The 20808-nt window shown below is 62.7% G+C and carries 17 protein-coding genes; 7 read left to right on the forward strand and 10 right to left on the reverse strand.

Annotated elements, in window-relative coordinates; translation table 11 throughout:
- Positions 1-16 precede the first annotated feature (16 nt).
- The 4 genes from carB to ASR47_RS10170 all read right to left on the reverse strand — a co-directional run bounded on the left by carB (position 17) and on the right by ASR47_RS10170 (position 6102).
- Positions 17-3247: a carbamoyl-phosphate synthase large subunit gene (gene carB, locus ASR47_RS10155; protein ID WP_065307655.1), complete on the reverse strand. Its 3231-nt coding sequence runs from the start codon at positions 3245-3247 to the stop codon at positions 17-19.
- Positions 3240-4418: a glutamine-hydrolyzing carbamoyl-phosphate synthase small subunit gene (gene carA / locus ASR47_RS10160; protein WP_065307656.1), complete on the reverse strand. Its 1179-nt coding sequence runs from the start codon at positions 4416-4418 to the stop codon at positions 3240-3242. Before carA ends, carB begins: the two co-directional genes overlap by 8 nt.
- 296 nt (positions 4419-4714) lie before the next feature.
- Positions 4715-5122, reverse strand: a complete 408-nt coding sequence (locus ASR47_RS10165; protein WP_065307657.1) for a GlcG/HbpS family heme-binding protein — start codon at positions 5120-5122, stop codon at positions 4715-4717.
- 68 nt (positions 5123-5190) lie between these two features.
- Positions 5191-6102, reverse strand: coding sequence for a patatin-like phospholipase family protein (locus ASR47_RS10170; protein WP_065307658.1), 912 nt, complete (start codon positions 6100-6102; stop codon positions 5191-5193).
- Positions 6103-6313: 211 nt separating this feature from the next.
- Between ASR47_RS10170 and ASR47_RS10175 the strand changes: the two genes are divergently transcribed.
- From ASR47_RS10175 to ASR47_RS10195, 5 genes are all read left to right on the forward strand, one after another.
- Entirely contained in the window at positions 6314-8467 is a 2154-nt protein-coding gene (locus tag ASR47_RS10175; RefSeq protein ID WP_065307659.1) for a TonB-dependent receptor, read from the forward strand.
- Between the two features lie 80 nt (positions 8468-8547).
- Entirely contained in the window at positions 8548-8730 is a 183-nt protein-coding gene (locus ASR47_RS10180; RefSeq protein WP_065307660.1) for a hypothetical protein, read from the forward strand.
- Positions 8727-9020, forward strand: a complete 294-nt coding sequence (locus tag ASR47_RS10185) for a barstar family protein (RefSeq protein WP_065307661.1) — start codon at positions 8727-8729, stop codon at positions 9018-9020. Before ASR47_RS10180 ends, ASR47_RS10185 begins: the two co-directional genes overlap by 4 nt.
- Positions 9021-9377: 357 nt before the next feature.
- Complete coding sequence (gene leuA / locus ASR47_RS10190) at positions 9378-11084, forward strand: 2-isopropylmalate synthase (RefSeq protein WP_065307662.1); 1707 nt, start codon at positions 9378-9380, stop codon at positions 11082-11084.
- Between the two features lie 175 nt (positions 11085-11259).
- Positions 11260-12840 (forward strand): methyl-accepting chemotaxis protein, encoded by a 1581-nt coding sequence (locus tag ASR47_RS10195; protein WP_065307663.1) that lies wholly within the window; start codon positions 11260-11262, stop codon positions 12838-12840.
- On the opposite strand, the gene egtB is transcribed toward ASR47_RS10195, so the two are convergent.
- Complete coding sequence (gene egtB / locus ASR47_RS10200; protein WP_065307664.1) at positions 12837-14105, reverse strand: ergothioneine biosynthesis protein EgtB; 1269 nt, start codon at positions 14103-14105, stop codon at positions 12837-12839. The genes ASR47_RS10195 and egtB overlap by 4 nt on opposite strands.
- A gap of 9 nt (positions 14106-14114) precedes the next feature.
- The gene (gene egtD / locus ASR47_RS10205) at positions 14115-15113 is read right to left on the reverse strand and encodes an L-histidine N(alpha)-methyltransferase (RefSeq protein ID WP_082988864.1); all 999 of its coding nucleotides are present in this window, start codon (positions 15111-15113) and stop codon (positions 14115-14117) included.
- Between the two features lie 372 nt (positions 15114-15485).
- Here egtD and ASR47_RS10210 point away from each other — a divergent pair, with 372 nt between their 5' ends.
- Both ASR47_RS10210 and ASR47_RS10215 read left to right on the forward strand, forming a co-directional pair.
- Positions 15486-16178 carry an ABC transporter ATP-binding protein gene (locus ASR47_RS10210; protein ID WP_065307665.1) on the forward strand — a complete coding sequence of 231 codons (693 nt, stop codon included), beginning with the start codon at positions 15486-15488 and terminating at the stop codon, positions 16176-16178.
- 173 nt (positions 16179-16351) lie between these two features.
- Positions 16352-16639 (forward strand): hypothetical protein, encoded by a 288-nt coding sequence (locus ASR47_RS10215; protein ID WP_065307666.1) that lies wholly within the window; start codon positions 16352-16354, stop codon positions 16637-16639.
- 172 nt (positions 16640-16811) lie between these two features.
- Here the strand turns inward: ASR47_RS10215 and ASR47_RS10220 are convergent, their stop codons facing one another.
- From ASR47_RS10220 to ASR47_RS10235, 4 genes are all read right to left on the reverse strand, one after another.
- A complete protein-coding gene (locus tag ASR47_RS10220; protein WP_065307667.1) occupies positions 16812-17573 on the reverse strand; it encodes a GNAT family N-acetyltransferase in 762 nt (253 codons plus the stop codon).
- Between the two features lie 117 nt (positions 17574-17690).
- A complete protein-coding gene (gene fdhD / locus ASR47_RS10225) occupies positions 17691-18527 on the reverse strand; it encodes a formate dehydrogenase accessory sulfurtransferase FdhD (RefSeq protein WP_082988850.1) in 837 nt (278 codons plus the stop codon).
- 60 nt (positions 18528-18587) lie between these two features.
- Positions 18588-19247, reverse strand: coding sequence for a hypothetical protein (locus ASR47_RS10230; protein ID WP_065307668.1), 660 nt, complete (start codon positions 19245-19247; stop codon positions 18588-18590).
- A 91-nt stretch (positions 19248-19338) separates the two neighbouring features.
- Positions 19339-20796: a Ppx/GppA phosphatase family protein gene (locus ASR47_RS10235; RefSeq protein ID WP_065307669.1), complete on the reverse strand. Its 1458-nt coding sequence runs from the start codon at positions 20794-20796 to the stop codon at positions 19339-19341.
- Positions 20797-20808: the final 12 nt, after the last annotated feature.

Consider the following 20808-nt stretch of genomic DNA (forward strand, 5'->3'; position numbering starts at 1 on the left):
AACACTCGATACGCTCTTAATGCAGGGTCTTGTGCAGGCCTTGCAGATCGTAGACGCGCAGTTCATCGATGTGACGGATGCCTTCGACGGCCGCTTCCGCGCCGGCGATGGTGGTGTAGGTCGTCACGCGCGAGGCCAGGGCCGAGGTGCGGATGGCCCGCGAATCGACGATGGCGCTGCGTTTTTCTTCGACAGTGTTAATCACCAGCACGATCTCGTGGTTCTTGATCATGTCGACCACGTGCGGACGGCCTTCGATCACCTTGTTCACTGGCGTGACGGCGATGCCGGCCGCCGCGATCACGGCAGCGGTGCCCTTGGTGGCGACCACCGTGAAACCGGACTCGACCAAGTCGCGCGCCACTTGCACGGCACGCGGCTTGTCCGACGATTTCACGCTGATGAAGACCTTGCCGGTCTTCGGCAGGTTCACGCCGGCGCCCAGCTGCGACTTGACGAACGCCTCGCCGAACGTCAGGCCCACGCCCATCACTTCGCCGGTCGACTTCATTTCAGGGCCGAGGATGGTGTCGACGCCAGGGAATTTGACGAACGGGAACACGGCTTCCTTGACGCTGTAATACGGCGGCACGACCTCCTGGGTGATGCCTTGCGAGGCCAGGCTCTGGCCAACCATGCAGCGGGCGGCAATCTTGGCCAGCTGCAAGCCGGTGGCTTTCGAGACGAAAGGCACGGTGCGCGAGGCGCGTGGATTGACTTCCAGCACGTAGACCACGTCTTTCATGACGCCATCGATCTCCTGCTTCTGGATCGCGAACTGCACGTTCATCAGGCCAACCACATTCAGTCCCTTGGCCATCAGCGCCGTCTGGCGTTTCAGCTCGTCGATCGTGTCGGCGGCCAGCGAGTACGGCGGCAGCGAGCAGGCCGAATCGCCCGAGTGCACGCCGGCTTGCTCGATGTGCTCCATCACGCCGCCGATAAAGGTGGTTTCGCCGTCGGAGATGCAGTCGACGTCGCATTCGATGGCGTCGTTCAGGAAGCGGTCCAGCAGCACCGGCGAGTCATGCGAGACCTTGACCGCTTCGCGCATGTAGCGCTCCAGGTCGCGCTGCTCGTGGACGATTTCCATCGCGCGGCCACCGAGCACGTAGGAAGGACGCACCACCAGCGGATAGCCGATTTCCTGCGCCAGCGCCAAAGCGTCGGCTTCGGTGCGCGCGGTGCGGTTCGGCGGCTGGCGCAGTTCCAGCTTGTGCAGCAGTTGCTGGAAGCGCTCGCGGTCTTCGGCCGCATCGATCATGTCGGGCGAGGTGCCGATGATCGGCACGCCGTTCGCTTCCAGGTCCAGCGCCAGTTTCAATGGCGTCTGGCCGCCGTACTGCACGATCACGCCGACCGGTTTTTCGATGGCGACGATTTCCAGCACGTCTTCCAGCGTCAGGGACTCGAAGTACAGGCGGTCCGAGGTATCGTAGTCGGTCGACACGGTTTCCGGGTTGCAGTTGACCATGATGGTCTCGTAGCCGTCTTCGCGCATGGCCAGCGCGGCGTGGACGCAGCAATAGTCGAACTCGATACCCTGGCCGATACGGTTCGGGCCACCGCCCAGCACCATGATCTTTTTCTTGTCGGTCGGATTCGATTCGCACTCTTCGTCGTACGTCGAATACATGTACGCCGTGTCGGTCGAGAACTCGGCCGCGCAGGTGTCGACGCGCTTGTAGACCGGGCGGATGTTCAGCGCATGGCGCTGCTGGCGCACGGCCGTGTCGGTCGTCTGCAGCAAAAAGCCCAGGCGACGGTCCGAGAAGCCTTTTTGTTTCAGCTTGTACAAGGTGGTTTTATCGAGGCTTTCCAGCTTCTGCGTGTCCAGCCACAGTTCCAGGTCAACGATTTCCTTGATCTGGATCAAGAACCATGGGTCGATCTTGGTCAGCTGGTGCACTTCTTCCAGGGTAAAGCCCTGGGCAAACGCGTCGCCCACGTACCAGATGCGCTCGGGACCAGGCTCGCCCAGTTCCTCTTCGATCTTCTCGCGATCCTTGGTTTTTTCGTTCATGCCGTCCACGCCCACTTCCAGGCCGCGCAAGGCTTTCTGGAACGATTCCTGGAAGGTACGGCCGATCGCCATCACTTCGCCGACCGACTTCATCTGCGTCGTCAGGTGGTGGTCGGCGGTCGGGAATTTCTCGAACGTAAAACGTGGAATCTTGGTGACGACGTAGTCGATCGACGGTTCGAACGAGGCCGGCGTGGCGCCGCCCGTGATTTCGTTGCGCAGCTCATCCAGGGTGAAACCGACCGCCAGCTTGGCGGCGATTTTGGCGATCGGGAAACCGGTGGCTTTCGACGCCAGGGCCGACGAACGCGACACGCGCGGGTTCATTTCGATGACGATCATGCGGCCATCGGCCGGGTTGATCGAGAACTGCACGTTCGAGCCGCCGGTGTCGACGCCGATCTCGCGCAAGACCGCCAACGAGGCGTTGCGCATGATCTGGTATTCCTTGTCGGTCAGCGTTTGCGCCGGCGCGACCGTGATCGAGTCGCCCGTGTGCACGCCCATCGGGTCGAGGTTTTCGATCGAGCAGATGATGATGCAGTTGTCCGCCTTGTCGCGCACCACTTCCATCTCGTACTCTTTCCAGCCCAGCAAGGATTCTTCGATCAGCAATTCCTTGGTCGGCGAGGCTTCCAGGCCGCGCTTGCAGATGGTTTCGAATTCTTCCTCGTTGTAGGCGATGCCCCCGCCACTGCCGCCCATGGTGAACGACGGACGGATAATGGTCGGGAAGCCGACCGTGCGCTGCACGGCCCACGATTCTTCCATCGAGTGCGCCACGCCGGAACGGGCCGAACCGAGGCCGATCCTGGTCATCGCGTCCTTGAACTTGGAACGGTCTTCGGCCTTGTCGATCGCTTCCGGCGACGCGCCGATCAGCTCGACGTTGTACTTTGCCAGCACGCCATTGTTGAACAGGTCCAGCGCGCAGTTCAGCGCCGTCTGACCGCCCATCGTCGGCAGGATCGCGTCAGGACGCTCCTTGGCAATGATGCGTTCGACCACCGACCAGGTAATCGGTTCGATATAGGTGACGTCGGCCATTTCCGGATCGGTCATGATGGTCGCAGGGTTGCTGTTGACCAGGATGACTTTGTAGCCCTCTTCGCGCAGGGCCTTGCACGCTTGCGCGCCGGAATAGTCGAACTCGCAGGCCTGGCCGATCACGATCGGGCCAGCGCCAATAATCAGAATACTTTTGATATCTAAACGTTTAGGCATTTTTCTTTTTCTCCTCCGCGTCCATCAGCTTGATGAAGCGGTCAAACAGGTAAGCAACATCCATCGGGCCCGGCGACGCTTCAGGGTGGCCCTGGAAGCAGAAGGCCGGCTTGTCCGTGCGGGCAAAGCCCTGCAGGGAGCCGTCGAACAGCGATTCATGGGTCACGCGGCAGTTGGCCGGCAAGGTGGCGGCATCCACGGCGAAACCGTGGTTTTGCGAGGTAATCAGAACCTGTTTCGTTTCCAGGTCCTGCACCGGGTGATTGGCGCCGTGGTGACCGAACTTCATCTTCAGCGTTTTTGCGCCCGAAGCGATCGCCATGATCTGGTGGCCGAGGCAGATGCCGAAGGTCGGGATGCCCTTCTCGATCAGCTCGCGGGTGGCGGCGATCGCGTAGTCGCATGGTTCCGGATCGCCGGGGCCGTTCGACAGGAAGATGCCGTCAGGATTCAAGGCCAGCGCATCGGCAGCGCTCGCTTGCGCCGGCAGCACTGTCACCTTGCAGCCGCGCGCCGTCAGCATGCGCAGGATATTGCGCTTGACGCCGTAGTCAAACGCGACCACGTGGTATTTCGCGTCGGCGTCGGCCAATTGGCCGTAGCCCTCGCCCAGCGTCCATTCCGTTTCGCGGTATTCGTAGGCGGTCTTGGTCGAGACGACCTTGGCCAGGTCCATGCCCGACAAGCCGGGGAAGGAGCGGGCCAGGTCCAGCGCTTGCGAAGCGGACGGTTCATTGCCTTGCGTGCCGACCAGGATGGCGCCGCCCTGCGCACCTTTTTCACGCAGGATGCGCGTGAGCTTGCGTGTATCGATGCCGGCGATGGCGACGATATTTTCAGCTTTCAGGTAATCGGACAGGGAAAGGGTGGAACGGAAATTGGATGCCAGCAAAGGCAGGTCACGAATGATGAGGCCGGAAGCATGAACCTTGGAAGATTCGACGTCTTCCGGATTGACGCCGGTATTGCCGATATGCGGATAGGTCAGGGTGACCATCTGGCGGCTATAGCTGGGGTCGGTGAGGATTTCCTGATACCCGGTCATCGAGGTATTGAAAACAACCTCGCCCGTGGTATGACCGGCGGCGCCGATCGAAAAACCTTTGAAGATCGTTCCATCAGCAAGCGCTAATATGGCTGGAACGGCAGGGCCAGAAAAAAATGGCGGCAAGGGCAACTCCTGATAAAGTTACCGTAGCTGCGCCACGTCAGACCGACCGCCAAGATACCCGAGCTGCCTGCGCTCAGGGTGTTTCAACGGTCATTTTGAATGATGGGATGGGTAGTCGCTACGGTATGTGTGTGATTGGCTAAACCTTTGAATTATAACCAAAAGGCAGCTTTTCCACAAGGAAGAAAATACAGCAATGCGCGGCGAACCATTTTCAAGCCGGCATAAAACCCTCGCCCAAGAAAAAAGCCGTTCGGCAGGCGCGAAACGGCTTTTCTGGCAATCGCGGCTACTACTTAAGCCGTCAGCGCGGCAATCCCTGCTTTCGCGATCTGCGCATCTTCGTTCGAGCGCACGCCCGACACGCCAACCGCGCCCACATAGTGGCCTTCATAAATGATCGGCACGCCGCCTTCGAGCAGGCCGTCGATTTCCGGCGCGCTCAGGAACGACACGCGCCCGCCATTGATCATCTCTTCATAGATGCGCGATTCGCGGCGGCCCAGCGCGGCCGTCTTGGCTTTCGATGGCGCGATATGCGAGGAAATCGGCGCCACGCCGTCCATGCGCTGCATCCACACCAGGTGGCCGCCATCGTCGACGATGGCGATCGCTACCGCCCAGTTGTTCCTGACCGCTTCCGCTTCGGCGGCGGCGGCGATTTTCCTGACGTCTTCCAGAGTCAAAATCGGTTTCGATTGCATGATGCTTCCTTGTGATGGTGTTTCGGTGGTTCAAAATTGTAGCTGAAGTGGCCGTACTACCAATAGTATTACTGCTCGCGCCTGGCTTTCAGTTTTTGCTTCAGTTGCGCCATCACCGCAAAAGTGGCCTGTTCGCCGGCCAGGATGGCCTGGTTGCGGCTGGCGAAATCGTTGCCTTTCATGGTGCCCAGGCTGGGCTGGATCACCACGTCGGCGTCCTTCAGTTCGAACTGGTTGATGCGCTGGCCCATGATGGCGAAGGTCTGCATGATCACTTCCATCGAGCTGATGGCTTTTTGCGTATCGGTTTGCGACGAGATATTGACGGCGATAATGAAGTCGGCGCCCATGTCGCGTGCGAAGCGCACCGGCACCGGCGCCACCAGGCCGCCGTCCACATAGGTGTGGCCGCCAATTGCCACCGGCTGGAACACGCCGGGCACGGCCGAGGACGCGCGCACGGCCATGCCGGTATTGCCGCGCTGGAACAGGATCGGCTGGCCATTTTTCAGGTCGGTCGCCACCACGCCAAACGGGATCTTGAGTTTTTCCAGCGGCACGCCGCCGACCGCCTTGTTGACATAGCTTTGCAGCGCCTCGCCCTTGAGCACGCCGGACGACTTGCCGAACAGCGGCAGGGCCCAGTCCGATATGGCGGCTTCGTCCATGTCAAACGCCATCTTCTGCAGCGCAAAACCGGAGTTGCCGGCCGCATACAAGGCGCCCACCACGCTGCCGGCGCTGGTGCCGGTGACGATGTCGGCATCGATGCCCTGCGATTCGAGCGCCTTGATCACGCCGATATGGGCAAAGCCGCGCGCGGCGCCGCCGCCCAGCGCCAGCCCGATCTTGATCTTGCGCGGCGCGGCGGCCACCGGCTCGGGCGGCGTCAGCACTTGTACGGGTTTGGTGGCGGTGGTATCGCAGCCGGCCAGCACAAAGGCGGCCAGGGCAAGCAGGGTCAGGCGTTTAGGGAGCATGGTAGACAGGAAAGACCGCGCACGGCGGTGACAGCAAAAGGAAGCGCCGATTGTAGCGCAAGCGGACCGAAGCGGGATGAGTCGGCGCTTAAAGAAAAGGCCAGGCATGGTTTGCAGCCGTCGACGCCCATCGATATTGCATGAATCAACTATGAATGCAAATGATTCTCATTTATAATTCTATTTTGTTACAATTCATGCCACTCAGCCGATGCCTATCAAGCAAACAGATCCAGGTTTTTCCCGCTCCACTCACACGCTGGCGCTGGCCGCCATGCTGGGCGCTTGCCTTGCCCCGCAGGCCCGGGCGCAAACCAGCGCCGAAGCACAGCCCGATCTGCCCATGGTGCGCGTCAATGGCCAGAGCGAGCCCGATTTGGGCGGACAGATCGCGAAAAGCGCACGCGCCGGCCTGCTGGGCGAGAAAAACCTGCTCGATACGCCCTTCAGTGTCAGCAGCTACACCAGCGAACGCATGCTCGACCAGCAAGCACTGACGCTGGCGGAGGTGCTCGGCGGCGATGCCTCGACGCGCTTTACCGGCCAGATCGGCGGCGTCACCGACTCCTTCTTCATCCGCGGATTTCCTCTGAACGAAGGCAATCTGAGCGAAGTGGCATTCGATGGCGTGTATGGCGTCTCGCCCAATTACCATTTGTTTACGGAGTACCTGGAGAGCGTGGAAGTGCTGAAAGGTCCGGCCGCCCTGCTCTACGGCATGTCGCCAAATGGCGGCGTGGGGGGCGTGGTCAATGCGGTACCCAAGCGCTCGTTGCCGCGCGACCTGACGCGGCTGACGCTGGACTATGGCTCGGATACCCAGCTGGGCGCCGCGCTTGATGTCAGCCGCCGGTTTGGCGCGGAGCGCCGCTTCGGTGTGCGCGTAAACGGCCTGCATCGCCAGGGGCGAACGCCACTCGATCACCAGCGCTCGCGGGCCGAAGTGGCTGCCGTGGCGCTCGACTACCGTGGTTCACGCCTGCGCGCCTCGTTCGACCTGATCGAACAATATCAATGGATAGACGCGCCGACGCGTCCGTTTCTGGTCGCCGCCAGGCTCCCGGTTCCGCAAGCGCCCGACGGCCGGCGCAATATCACGCAATCCTGGGGCTGGTGGAAATCCAGCGATCTGGCTGCGCTGGGCAAACTGGAATACGACCTCGACGATAATATCAGCGTGTTCCTGGACGCCGGGGGAACCCGCTCGGATGTGCTGCGCTACTCGGACCAGACACCGACCATCACGACCGCCGCCGGCGATATGACGGTCACCCCGATGAACTGGAAATTCCGCGTGCGACGCGCCAGCGGCGACACCGGCGTGCGTGCGCGCTTTCGCAGCGGCGAGATTCAGCATGCACTGGTGGTGATGGGCAATATCTATCGCGACGAGTTTGGCAGTATCAGCCAGGCCGGCAAGCTGATCACGTCGAATATCCATGCGCCCGTCGCCGTCGCCGATCCCGGCGTGCCGGCACCGGGCCGCACGCCGAAACTCTCCGCGTCGACGCTGTCGAGCCTGGCAGTGGCCGATACGCTCGGCATGCTGGACGGGCGTGTCCAGCTGACACTGGGCATGCGCCGCCAGCTGGTCGAATCGAAGAACTACAACGCCGCCAGCGGCGCTCTGCAGACGCGGTACAAGCAAGGCGCGCTGACACCGCTGGCGGGCCTGGTGGTCAAGCCCTGGCGCCATGTTTCGCTGTATGGAAATTATATCGAAGGCCTGAGCAAGGGCGATATCGCCCCCAATATCGCCAGCAACGCGGGGCAGGTATTTGCGCCGTACAAGAGCAGGCAACATGAGCTCGGCGCCAAGGCGGACATGGGCGAGGTACTGGCCACCATCGCGCTGTTCCAGGTCAGCAAACCCAGCGGCCAGCTCTACGGTTCGGTGTATCGCATGGACAGCGAGCAGCGTAACCGTGGCCTGGAGCTGAACCTGTCCGGGGCGGCCAGCAAAACGGTGCGCCTGCTTGCCGGCCTGACCGTGCTCGACGCGCGGCTGGTCAGGACCAATAGCGCCGCCACCATCGACAAGCGGCCGGTGGGTGTTCCCGCAGTCATGGCCAACCTGGGAGCACAATGGGATCTGCCGGCCCTGCCCGGCCTCACCGCAAGCGCCGCCATCAGCTACACCGGCAAACAGTATGTCGACCAGGGCAACGTGCAATCGGTGCCGTCGTGGGCCAAGGCCGACCTGGGCCTGCGCTACCGCACGGCCATTGCCGGCAAGGCCACCACGCTGCGCGCCGGACTGATGAACGCCTTTGACCGGCATTATTGGGCAGGCGTGGCGTCTTATGGCACCATCTCGCAATCGGCGCCGCGTACCGTGCAGCTGTCAGCGGCGTTCGATTTGTAAGCGGCGACGGCGGCATCCAGTTTCCGGAACAAGCTGCAAGAGCCGATATCGCTGTCAGTCCGGCTGCTAGAATCATTGCCATGAGCAAACCACAGCGATTTCCCGACTCGCGCGGCCTGCGCGCCGCGTTTGACGCACCATGGGCTGGCCATCCGCCCGACGGCGCGCTGGCCTGGCTGGCCGCGCATGGCACGCCGCGCGTACAGGCAGCGGTCCAGTCCCTCACTTTCCATGCCGACGAGATAGTGCGCGATCGGCCATGAATGGGAAGACCTGCATCCGCATCGACCTGTCGCAGGTGACCTCGGCGCGGCAACTGCACGCGGCGCTGGCCAGGGCCCTCGACTTTCCCACCCTTTACGGCAACAACTGGGATGCGTTCTGGGACGCCATCACTGGCCTGGTGAGCATGCCGCAACAGCTGGAACTGCTCGGCTGGCACGCACTGGAACAGCGTTTGCCGCACGATGCCGCCCTGCTGCTGCAATGCCTGGCGCGCATGGCGCAGCAGTTCCCGTCGCTGGCGCCGCATGTGACCTTGCGCCGAGGTTGAAATGTGGCGCCAGGAAACGCTTGACAGCCAAACACAAACTCCATTACATTGAGCACATGTCCTCCTTCAAACTTCCATCCCCTTCCCTGCTGTCGCTACCGCGACTACTACTAGCACGCGCTTGAGTTTGCCGCTTTGCTGCGCCTGGCCACACGCCGGCGTGTTTGAAAAAAAACCTGGAAGGTTTGATGATGTTTGCACCATCCCCAATACACACCGCAATCCCCGCAGCCACTGCCGCTGTGCTTGACCGTCTATTGCTACCGACCGCTTGCCTGGCCTAGCGTTGCGTGGCCGCCCGGCAAGCTTGCGCCACACCGAATTTCGACTTTCCCCTATCTTCAGGAGTACCCGATCATGATGTTGCAAAATCCAGCTGCCAAATACCGCGCCTTTCCGCCCGTTAAATTGACCGACCGTCAATGGCCGAACCAGATCATCGATAAACCACCGATCTGGATGAGCACCGACTTGCGCGACGGCAACCAATCGCTGATCGAGCCGATGAGCGCGGAAAAGAAGCTGCGCTTCTTCGAGATGCTGATCGCCATCGGCCTGAAGGAAATCGAAGTGGGCTTCCCGTCGGCCTCGCAGACCGACTTTGACTTCGTGCGCAAACTGGTCGATGAAAAGCGCATTCCCGACGATGTGACCATTATCGTGCTGACACAGTCGCGCGAAGAGCTGATACGCCGCACGGTCGAGTCCGTTGTCGGCGCCAAGCGCGCCATCGTGCACCTGTACAACTCGGTAGCGCCGGTGTTCCGCAAGGTGGTGTTCGGCATGTCGCGTGAAGAGATCACCAATATCGCCACCACCGGCACCACGCTGGTCAAGCAACTGGTGGCGCAGCACCCGGAAACGCAGTGGGGCTTCGAATACACGCCCGAATCGTTTTCCACCACCGAACTCGATTTCTCCAAGCATATCTGCGACGCCGTCAGCGCCATCTGGAAGCCGACCCCGGCCAACAAGATGATCATCAACCTGCCCTCGACGGTGGAATGCAGCACGCCGAACGTCTATGCCGACCAGATCGAATGGATGTCGCGCAAGCTGGCGCGCCGCGATTCCATCATCATCAGCGTGCACCCGCATAACGACCGCGGCACCGCCGTCGCCTCGGCCGAACTGGCCGTGATGGCCGGCGCCGACCGGGTCGAAGGCTGCTTGTTCGGCAATGGCGAGCGCACCGGCAACGTCGACCTGGTCACCCTGGCGATGAACTTGTACACGCAGGGCGTGCACCCTGGCCTCGATTTTTCCGATATCGACACCGTGCGCAAATGCGTGGAAGAGTGCAACCAGCTGCCGGTCCACCCGCGCCACCCATATGCGGGCGACCTGGTATTCACCGCGTTTTCCGGCTCGCACCAGGATGCGATCAAAAAAGGCTTCGCCAAGCAGCAGCCCGACAGCATCTGGGAAGTGCCGTACTTGCCGATCGACCCGGCCGACCTGGGCCGCAGCTATGACGCCGTGATCCGCGTCAACAGCCAGTCCGGCAAGGGCGGCATGGCGTATTTGCTGGAACAGGAATACGGCTTGGTCTTGCCGCGCCGCCTGCAGATCGAATTCTCGCGCGCCGTGCAAGCCGTGGCCGACGCCACCGGCCGCGAGATTGCCGCGCAGGACATCCACGAGATCTTCCAGAAAGAATACCTGGAGCAGACTGCACCTTACGCCTATGGCTCGCACCGCATGGTGGAAGACACCAGCAGCGATGAATCGGTGCAGATCGACATCAGCCTGTCGCACCGCCAGTCGCCACTGGCGCTGCAAGGCGGCGGCAACGGCCCGATCGATGCCTTCGTCAATGCGCTGGGCCTCGACATCAAGCTGATGGACTACCATGAGCATTCGATCGGTTCGGGTGCCAACGCCAAGGCCGCCTGCTATGTCGAACTGCGCCTCGACAACGGTCCGACCCTGTTCGGCGCAGCCATCGACAGCAATATCGTCACCGCCTCGTTCAAGGCCGTGCTGTCGGCCGTGAACCGCCGCATCGGGCAAACGGAAGGCGAAAAAACAACAGCCGCCAGCACATCCACGACCGCCGCGTAGGCGCATTCCTACAGGAGTGTCAGTCGCCTAAAAAGCGGAACGGCTTGATCGCCGTTCCGCTTTTTCATTTCCGCCTATCAATTATTGATGCGATCGAAGTATCGCAAACCGTATAATCAAATTACAAAAAGATTATCGGAGACGGAACTTTGCTACTGCTACCGAAGGAAGCATCATGAAATTGACAGACATGAAGATAGGCGCGCGGCTGGGCGCGGGTTTTGGCACGGTTTTGCTGCTGATGGTGGTGCTGATCGCCACCGGCCTGTTGCGCCTCGACAAGATCGGCGGCCTCAGCGAGGCCATCATCCAGAGTGACTGGGCCAAGGCCGACGCCATCGCCACCATCCGCAGCACCACCCGTTCGAATGCCGCGCTGGTGCTGGAACTGTTCATCCACGACGATGCGGCCCGCTCGAACGCCATCCATGGCGAGATCGACGCCAACAAAACCACCATCACCAAGGCGCTGGAAGTGCTCGACCAGCTGGTGCATACGCCCAGGGGCCTGGAACTGCTGGCCACCCTGAAACAGCAGCGCAAGGCCTATGTCGCCTCGTTCAGCGCAGCCGACAAATTACTCATGGCTGGCCAGCGCGAAGCGGCGGCCGACCATGTACGCAAGGATACCCTGCCCGCCCTGGCCAATCTGCAAGCGACGGTCAACACCCTGAACGACCTGCAGCGCGGCATGGTGCTGCAAGGTGGCGAGCTGATCCAGAAGAACATTTCCATGGCCAATATGCTGATGTCGGGGCTGGGCGCCGCCGCCGTGCTGCTGGGCGTGGCGTTTGCCTTCCTCGTCACGCGTTCGATCACCAGCCCGCTGGCCTATGCCTTGAGCGTGGCGCGCGCGGTGGCGGCGGGCGACCTGAGCAGCAAGATCGTGGCCGATGGCAAGGATGAAACGGGACAATTGCTGCAGGCGCTGCGCGAGATGAACGACAACCTGGCCGGGCTGGTGGGGCAAGTGCGCGGCGGCACCGGCGCCATCGCGGTGGCGTCGAGCGAAATTGCCAGCGGCAATGCCGACCTGTCGGCCCGCACCGAAGCGCAGGCCAGCGCACTGGAAGAGACCGCCTCGTCGATGATCGAGATGACGGGCACCGTGCGCAGCAACAGCGACAACGCGCGCCAGGCCGACCAGCTGGCGCGCTCGGCGGCCGAGGTGGCGCAGCGCGGCGGCACCGCCATGGCGCAGGTGGTCGGCACCATGGATGCGATCAATAGCTCATCGAAGAAAATTGTCGACATTATCGGCGTGATCGACGGCATCGCCTTCCAGACCAATATCCTGGCGCTCAATGCGGCGGTGGAAGCGGCGCGCGCCGGCGAGCAGGGGCGCGGCTTTGCCGTGGTCGCCACCGAAGTGCGCAACCTGGCGCAGCGCTCGAGCGCTGCGGCCAAGGAAATCAAGGACCTGATCGCCCACTCGGTCAGCCAGGTCGACCAGGGCGCACAGCTGGTCAGCCAGGCCGGCGCCACCATGGACGAGGTGGTGGCCAGCGTGGGCCGGGTCAGCGCCATCGTCGGCGAGATCAGCACGGCCAACCACGAACAGAGCGAAGGCATCGAGCAGATCAACGCCGCCATCATGCAGATGGACCAGACCACCCAGCAAAACGCGGCGCTGGTGGAACAAGCCGCGGCCGCCGCGGCCGCCATGCACGGCCAGGCCAGCGAACTGGAAAGCCTGGTCAGCCAGTTCAAGCTGGACCAGCGGCAAGCGGCTGGCCGCCAGCTGGCGCTGGCTTAATCGACCTCGCGCGCCAGGCGCAGGCCGGTGAACTGCCAGCGCGCGCCGGCAGGAAAGAAATTGCGGTAGCTGGCGCGCGCATGGCCGGCCGGCGTGGCGCACGACGAGCCGCGCAGCACATACTGGTTCAGCATGAACTTGCCGTTGTATTCACCGAGCGCGCCGGGCGCCGTGCGGTAGCCCGGATACGGCGCATAGCTGCTGCTGGTCCATTGCCAGCAGTGGCCGAACATCTGCCGCAAGCCGGCGCCTGAGACCGCCGCTGCCGGATGCAGCTGGCCGCACTGCAGCGGCACGCCGTGCGCCGCCAGTTCCCATTCCGCTTCCGTCGGCAGGCGCGCCCCGGCCCAGTGGGCGTAGGCGTCGGCCTCGAACAGCGACAGATGGCTGGCCGGCAGCTCCGGGTCCAGCGGCTGCAGGCCGTGCAGGGTGAACTCCAGCCAGTTGCCGGCATCATCTTGCCGCCAGTACAGCGGACATGCGAGCCCTTGGCTGCGCACCCAGTCCCAGCCTTCGGCCAGCCACAGGCTGGCGTTGCGATAGCCGCCGGCATCGATAAAGGCCAGGTACTCGCCATTGGTAACCAGGCTGGAAGCGAGTTCGAAGGGCGCGACGAACTGCTGGTGGCGCGGCAGTTCATTGTCGAAGCAAAAACCGTCGCCCGCGTAACCGATCTCGCTCAGGCCGCCGTCAAACGCGATCCAGCCCCCCTTGCCGGCCGGCGCCGCCACTGCGCGCGCGGCAGGCGCTTCCAGGTAAGCGGGAAACAGCGCGCTTTGCGCCAGCAAGTGCTTGACGTCGGTCAGCAGCAGCTCCTGGTGCTGCTGTTCGTGTTCCAGGCCCAGCGTCAGCAGGGTAGCCAATTGTTGCTGCTGCGCCGGCGCCAGGCCCGCTTCGAGCAGCCGCGCCATGCGCGCGTCCACATCGGCGCGGTAGGCGCGCACCTGGGCCATGCCGGGGCGCGTCAACAGGCCGCGCTGGGCCCGCGGGTGCTTGTCGCCGATGCCGTTGTAATAGGAATTGAACAGCACCCGGAAGGCCGGATGGAACGGCGCAAAGCCGTGTTCCAGCGTTTCAAGGATAAACGTTTCGAAAAACCAGGTGGTATGGGCCAGGTGCCATTTCACGGGGCTGGCGTCGGGCATCGACTGCGCGCCGCAATCCTCGTCGGACAGCGGCGCGGCCAGCTGCAGCGAGTGCTGGCGCACGCGCTGGTAATGGTGCAGCAAAGGGTGGCTGGCGGCATCGGTGTGGATGGCGTGCATGGCGGCTCCTTAATCGCGGATGGCGCGCGCGTGGATCACGGCAAACCACTGTTGTTCATCGGTCCAGACGTTGGCGGCGGCGAAGCCGGCCTGTTCCAGCAGGCCGACAAAACTGGCCCGCGTATATTTATAACTGTCTTCCGTGTGGATGCGTTCGCCTTTGGCAAAGCGCCGCTGGCCGCCCTGCCAGCGCACCAGCTGCTCGCTGCGCGCCTCCAGGTGCATCTCGACGCGGCTTTCATGAGGATTGAAAAAGCCGTGGTGGCGCCACTGGCGCACGTCGAAGTCGGCGCCCAGCAGCAGGTTCAGGTGGCGCAGCATGTTCAGGTTGAAGGCGGCCGTCACGCCCAGCGCGTCATCGTAGGCGGCGTCCAGCACGGCGCCATCCTTGATCAGGTCGACACCGATCAGCAGGCCGCCGTCGGCGTCGGTATTGGCGCGCACCTGGCGCAGGAAAGCAATCGCCTGGTCCGGCGAGAAGTTGCCGATCGAGGAGCCAGGGTAGAAAAACATGCGCTTGCTGTCACGCACCGTGCCGGGCAAGTCCAGGCCGCTGAAAAAATCCAGCCCCAGGCCCAGCATGTCGATCGCCGGAAAGCGCTGCTGCAGCCGGCCCAGCGATTCGCTGAGAAAGTCGTACGAAATATCGATCGCCACATACTGCGCCGGCTGCAGCAGCGGAAACAGGCTGGCGGCCTTGGCGCAATTGCCGGCCCCCAGGTCGACCAGGGTGCTGGCAGGGCCGACGGCGCGCGCGATATCGGCGCCGTGGCGCGCGAAGATGGCCGCCTCGGTGCGGGTCGGGTAGTACTCGGGCAAGGCGCAGATGGCTTCGAACAATTTGGAACCGAGCGCGTCATACAGGTACTTGGGCGAGGTCCAGGCGGACGGCGCCAGCAGGCCTTGCGACACCTCGGCTATCGTTGCAGTAGTTGCTGTCGCCTTCAAATGGGGCGTGGCGGCGGGCTGGCGGAGGTCGGTCGATGGCTGCGCGAAGATCATGGTCATGGGCTGGCGGTTGGCGTTAAAATTGGCAAACGATGGGGACAATACTGGCGGCGACGCCAGCAAACCGGCACGGCGCAGCCATCGTGTCACAGGAGAAACGGGAAAAGGCGCACCCGCTACGCACTGGCATACCGATGACGTTTTTCCATCATAGCCGAATATCCGCACCCCAGCCGTACGGCAGTTCACTTACCTGCGGCCTGCAATAAGTTGAATCCGATTTGCAGTTTGTTGCGTAAATGCAGTTGTGCAAGCAAAAGAAACAAGCCTGTCGTATACTCCACATTGCCGGCCGAACAATCCGCCGCGCTTCAATGTATGTCCCAGGCGCCCCTCCCCCCCGCGCGCCGCACTTTTTAGATCGTTGCCACCATGCTTGAATTACGCCATCTGTCCAAGTCCTATGCCAACGCGCGCCCCGTGCTGGCCAATCTGTCGTGCCGCTTCGAGGCAGGCGAGTTCATTGCCATCATGGGCGACTCGGGCGTCGGCAAGTCGACCCTGCTGAACCTGATCGCCGGCCTCGACACCCCCGATACGGGCGCCGAATCGCAGCCCATCCTGATCGATGGCATCGCCATGTCCAGCCTGGACGACGCCGCCGCCACGCGCTTGCGCCGCGCCCGCATGGGTTTCATTTTCCAGGCGTTTCACGTGCTGCCGCACCTGACCCTGCTGCAAAACGTGGCCCTGCCGCTGCTGCTCAACGGCCTGCCACAGGAACGCGCGGCCAGCATGCTCGAGGCGGTGGGACTGAGCGGGCGCGGCGGCGACTTCCCGCAGCAGTTGTCGGGCGGCGAGATGCAGCGCGTGGCAATCGCGCGCGCCCTGGTGCACAAGCCGGCGCTGGTGCTCGCTGACGAACCGACCGGCAATCTGGACCCGGAAACGGCGCACGGCATCTTGCAGCTGCTGCGCGCCGAGATCAAGGCCAACGGCAGCTGCGCCATCATGGTCACGCATTCGCTGGCGGCGGCCGAGATGGCCGACCGGACCATGATACTGACCCGCAACGGCTTGCAAAATACAACACCCGCCCCAAAAATGCGCGAAACACTCAGTTAATTTTATCGACTATCTATCACAAAATTTGTTATCGTAGTATTATGTTTAAAATTGCCTTGGTGCTAATGTTAATTAATAATATGTTCACCCAAGGCAGTACCGCAGTACGACGATAGCGACCACGGCGGAACCGGAACCGGTTCCGTCCCCACCCTGGCCTGAAGGAGAAGTATATGAACGTTCGGCAAAAGAAACAGGAAATGATCGAAGCGATGAACCGGGCGCGTGCGCTGGAACCATCGAGCTTCGTTCCCAACAAGCTGCTCGACACCCTGATCGAAAAGCTCAATTTGAAAAATGATGCGGAATTGTGCCGCGTGCTGGAAGTGCAGCCGCCCATCATCAGCAAGATACGCCACGGCAAGTTGGCCGTGGGCGCGACGATACTGTTGCGCATGCATGAGAAATCGGAGATCTCGATCCGCGAACTGAAAGAACTGTCGTCGACCGCGACCCACTGATCTTCATGTCCTTGCCTGGCCTGGCCCGCGCTGACCGCGCCGCCCGTTTCGGCCAATCCGGTTTGCAGTCCGCTCTTTGCAGAGCAACCCTGGCAACATCAAGGAAGCACAGCCCAAACCATGCTGTCTGTTTCTGCCACCAGGTTTTCCTTCGTCCTACCCCAACATTCAATCAGACCGGCGTGACTCCGTAGTGACGCGCATAGCGCTCGTCCAGGTTTGCCAGCGGCATCATCATGAACATGTCGGCACTCTCGAAATCAGGATCCCAGGCCGGTTCGCCGCAGATCCACGCGCCCGAACGCAGATAACCCTTGATCAGCGGTGGCACTTGCGGCTTGTGCGCCGCTTCCACCTTGTGGATCGGGAACGGCAGGTGCGGCGTGACGCGGTACTCGGCCGGCGCCAGGTGTTTTTCCGCCAGCGCCTGGTACACGGCGACCGCATTGTGGCCGCCGTCGGCCAGGCTGATGCTGGCGCAGCCGACCAGGTAGTCGCAGCGCTCGCGGCGCATGTATTCCGCCAGGCCCGACCACAGCAGCATGATCACGCTGCCGCCACGGTACTTCGGATGGATGCAGGCGCGCCCCGCTTCGACCATGCGCCCGCGCAAATGGTTCAAGCGGCTGAGGTCGAATTCATTCTCGGAATACAATCGCCCCAGCTTGGCCGCCTTCGATGCGCTCAGCACGCGGTACGTGCCGACCACTTTCAGGGTGTCGGCGTCGCGCACGATCAGGTGATCGCAGTGCGCGTCGAACTCGTCGCTGTCGAGGCCGTCGGCATTGGCCAGCGAGGTCAAGCCCATGGTTTCGATAAAGACCTTGTAGCGCAGGCGCTGGACTTCGCGCAGCTCTTCAGGCGTGCTGGCCTGGCTCAGTACCAGTTGTACCGGCCGTGACTTGGCGTCGTTGGTGGTGATTATGTTTTGCATGGTGTCATCCCTGGTGAACAAGACGACCCCAGCGTACTTGCCTAATATGTCAGGAAAATGACAGTGGAATGTCATTTCCGTGACGCAAGTCAAACGCCCATGGCGACGGCAGCATGGCTACAGGCTGATGTGTGGCGTGTAATCAACAAACGCATCCTGGCGGCAGAAACCCACCAGTTTCATGCCGGCCTCGGTGGCGATGCGGATCGCCAGCGAACTGGGCGCCGAGATGGTCGCCAGCAGCGGGACCCGCATGCGCGCCACCTTGCGCGCCAGCTCGTAACTGCCGCGGCTCGACAGGAACACGAAGCCGCGCCGCAGATCAACGCCCTGCAGGGCCAGGTGGCCAATCAGCTTGTCGAGGCCATTGTGGCGGCCGATATCCTCGAACACGTGCACGATTTCGCCTTGCGGCGTGCACCAGGCGGCCGCATGGACGCCGCCGGTGGCCGCCATCAGCGCCTGGTGCGCGCGCAGGCCGGCGGCCGCCTTCGCCAGCGCTTGCGGCAGGTCGACCGCGATCACCGGCGGCGGCAGCGCTTCGGGGCGCAGGTCGAGCAGCTCCAGGCTGTCGATGCCGCACACGCCGCAGCCGCTGCGGCCCGTCAGCGCGCGGCGCCGGTCTTTCAGGCGCACGAAGTCCTCCTGGGCGATGGTCATCGCCACTTCGGCGCTGTCGTCGCGCAGGAACACTTCACAGTCGAAAATGGCGGCGGCCGAGGCCACCACGCCTTCGGTCAGCGCAAAGCCATGGGCGAACGCTTCGAGGTCGCGCGGCGTGGCCATCATGACCACGTGGGAAATGCCGTTGAAGACCAGCGCGACCGGGATTTCCTCGGCCACCTGATCAAAGGCGGGGGTGCTGCTGTCGCCGCGATGGCGCACGATGGCGCGCTCGACGAAGCCGGCGCGCTCGATTTCAGGAACTTCAGTATCTGCTGACATGGCTACCATGGGATTTTGATGCAGGCCCCATGGTAAACCAGAATCGCCGCGCCGGCAGGACGGCCGAGCTTAATCCTTCTTTGGACGGCCGGTTTTCAGCTGTGGCAGGCCGGCCAGCACGTTTTGCAGGGTGGCCAGGTCGATCTGGCTGATCAGGGCCACGCCGATGCGCAGCAATTCGCTTTTCTTGATCTCGAAGCCGGCTTTCAGGCAGGCTTTTTTCACCTGACCCAGCACTTCATATTCGGCTTCCGGCATGGTGAAGCTGTCGCGCACCAGCTTGGGCTTGCGGGCTTTTTCCTTGGCCACGGCGGCGGCCTTGGCCGCTGGCGCTTTTTTCGCGGCCGCTGGCTTGGCAGCCGGCTTCGCCGCGGCTTTGGCAGCAGGTTTTGCGGCTGGCTTGGCCGCAGCCTTGGCGACCGGTTTCGTGGCGACCGGGGCTGGCTTGACAGCGGCTTTCACGGCTGGCTTGGCAGCGGCTGCGGCCTTGGCCACGGCAGGCTTGGCGGCAGGCTTGGCAGCTGCGGCCGCGGCTGCGGGGGCTGGAGCAGCCGCCGGCTTGGCCGCAGACCTGGCGCGCGGCTTGGCCGGCGCTTTGGCTGCTGGCGTGGCTGGCGTGGCGCTTGCTGGCGCGGCGTCAACGGCGGCTGCCGCCTTGATCGATTCGCTGGTGGGAAACATCGAAGCGGGAGCGGCGACGGGTTTTTTTACTGGCGCGGTTTTGGTCATGAGTCATCCAATCAAGTAAATAATATAAACAATATATACGGTTTTTAAAAATTTTGCTCGTGAAAAAAATTTGTGACAGTCGCGCAAGCGCTCAGGCACTGGCGCGTATGGTGAAATCGACGCCCACTTCATCCCAGAATTCCTGCTCTTTTTCGATCCAGAACGACACCGTCGGATGATGCGCCACCCAGCCGCGCTTGATATCGAGGTCGATGCGGTGCTTCATGCGCAAACGCAGTTCGCTGAAATCGGCTTCGATGCGCGCGTGCATCAGCAGGATTGACAAGCGCAGCGCCAGCACCGCCTTGGCAAAGTCGGCATCGGCCAGCACGTCGTCGATCTTGCGCAGGTTGCCCTTCTGCGCCAGGATCAGCCGGCTCATGGTCTTCTGCTCGCGCGTGGTAAAACCGGGCAGGTCGGCGTTTTCAATGATGTAGGCCGCATGCTTGTGGTAGCCGGTCTGAGACACCACCATGCCCGTCTCGTGCAGCAGGCTGGCCCAGCGCAGCGGCTTGACCAGCGCTTCGGAAGTCGGTTTCAATTGCGCGTACAGGGCCTGCGCCTGCTCGGCCACGCGCTGCGCGCGGCGCTGGTCGACATGGAATTTTTCCATGCAGGCCTGCACCGACTGCTCGCGCCGGTCGCGCTTGGTCGAGCGCAGGAACAGGTCCCACATCACGCCCATGCGCAGGCCGGCCTCGATCGGCGTCATGGACGGTATCGCCAGTTCGCGGAACAGGCCGATCAGGATCGCCAGGCCGCCGACGATGGTGCCGGCACGGTCGGGCCGCAAGCCGGGCAGGTCGATCTTGCTGGTGTGACCCAGTTCGATGAAGCGGCGCGCCAGCGCATCCAGGCTGGGCGCCGTCAACAGGCCGTCGCCCAGCTTGTTGCGGGCGATGATGTCGGCTATCGTGCGGATGGTGCCGGAAGAACCATAGGCGCTCTTCCAGTGCTGCGGCATGTACGGCGGCGCGCCATCCTCGAAATGGCTGCGCGCCGATAGTATCGCCGCCTCGAACGACGGCGCGTCGATGCGCCCGCCGATAAAGAACGACAGGCTCTGCTTGACCGTGCCGAGGCTGAACGATTCGACCCGCTCCACATCCTGGCCACGGCCCAGTATCAGCTCGGTCGAGCCGCCGCCGATATCCATCACCAGGCGCCGCTCGCCGGGAATCGCCAGCGAATTGGCCACCCCCATGTAGATCAGCCGCCCTTCTTCCTCGCCCGAAATGATCTCGATCGGGTAGCCGATGGCCTCTTCGGCCAGCGGCAGGAACACGGCGCCGTTGCGCGCCACGCGCATGGCCGAGGTGGCCACCACGCGCACGGCGTCGAGCTGATAGGTGCCGAGCACGGCGCGAAAGCGCTGCAGGCACGCCAGCGCGCCCTGCATGGCCACCTCGGTCAGGTCGCCATGGGCGTCCAGGCCGGCCGCCAGGCGGATCGGGTCGCGCACGCTCTTGATGACGCGGATGGTGTCGCCATCGTGCTTGCCGACGTGTAAACGAAAACTGTTGGACCCCAGGTCCACCGCTGCATACATACTGGCCTCTTG

The organism is Janthinobacterium psychrotolerans (assembly GCF_001677885.1).
In the GTDB taxonomy this organism is placed as follows: Bacteria; Pseudomonadota; Gammaproteobacteria; order Burkholderiales; family Burkholderiaceae_D; genus Janthinobacterium; species Janthinobacterium psychrotolerans.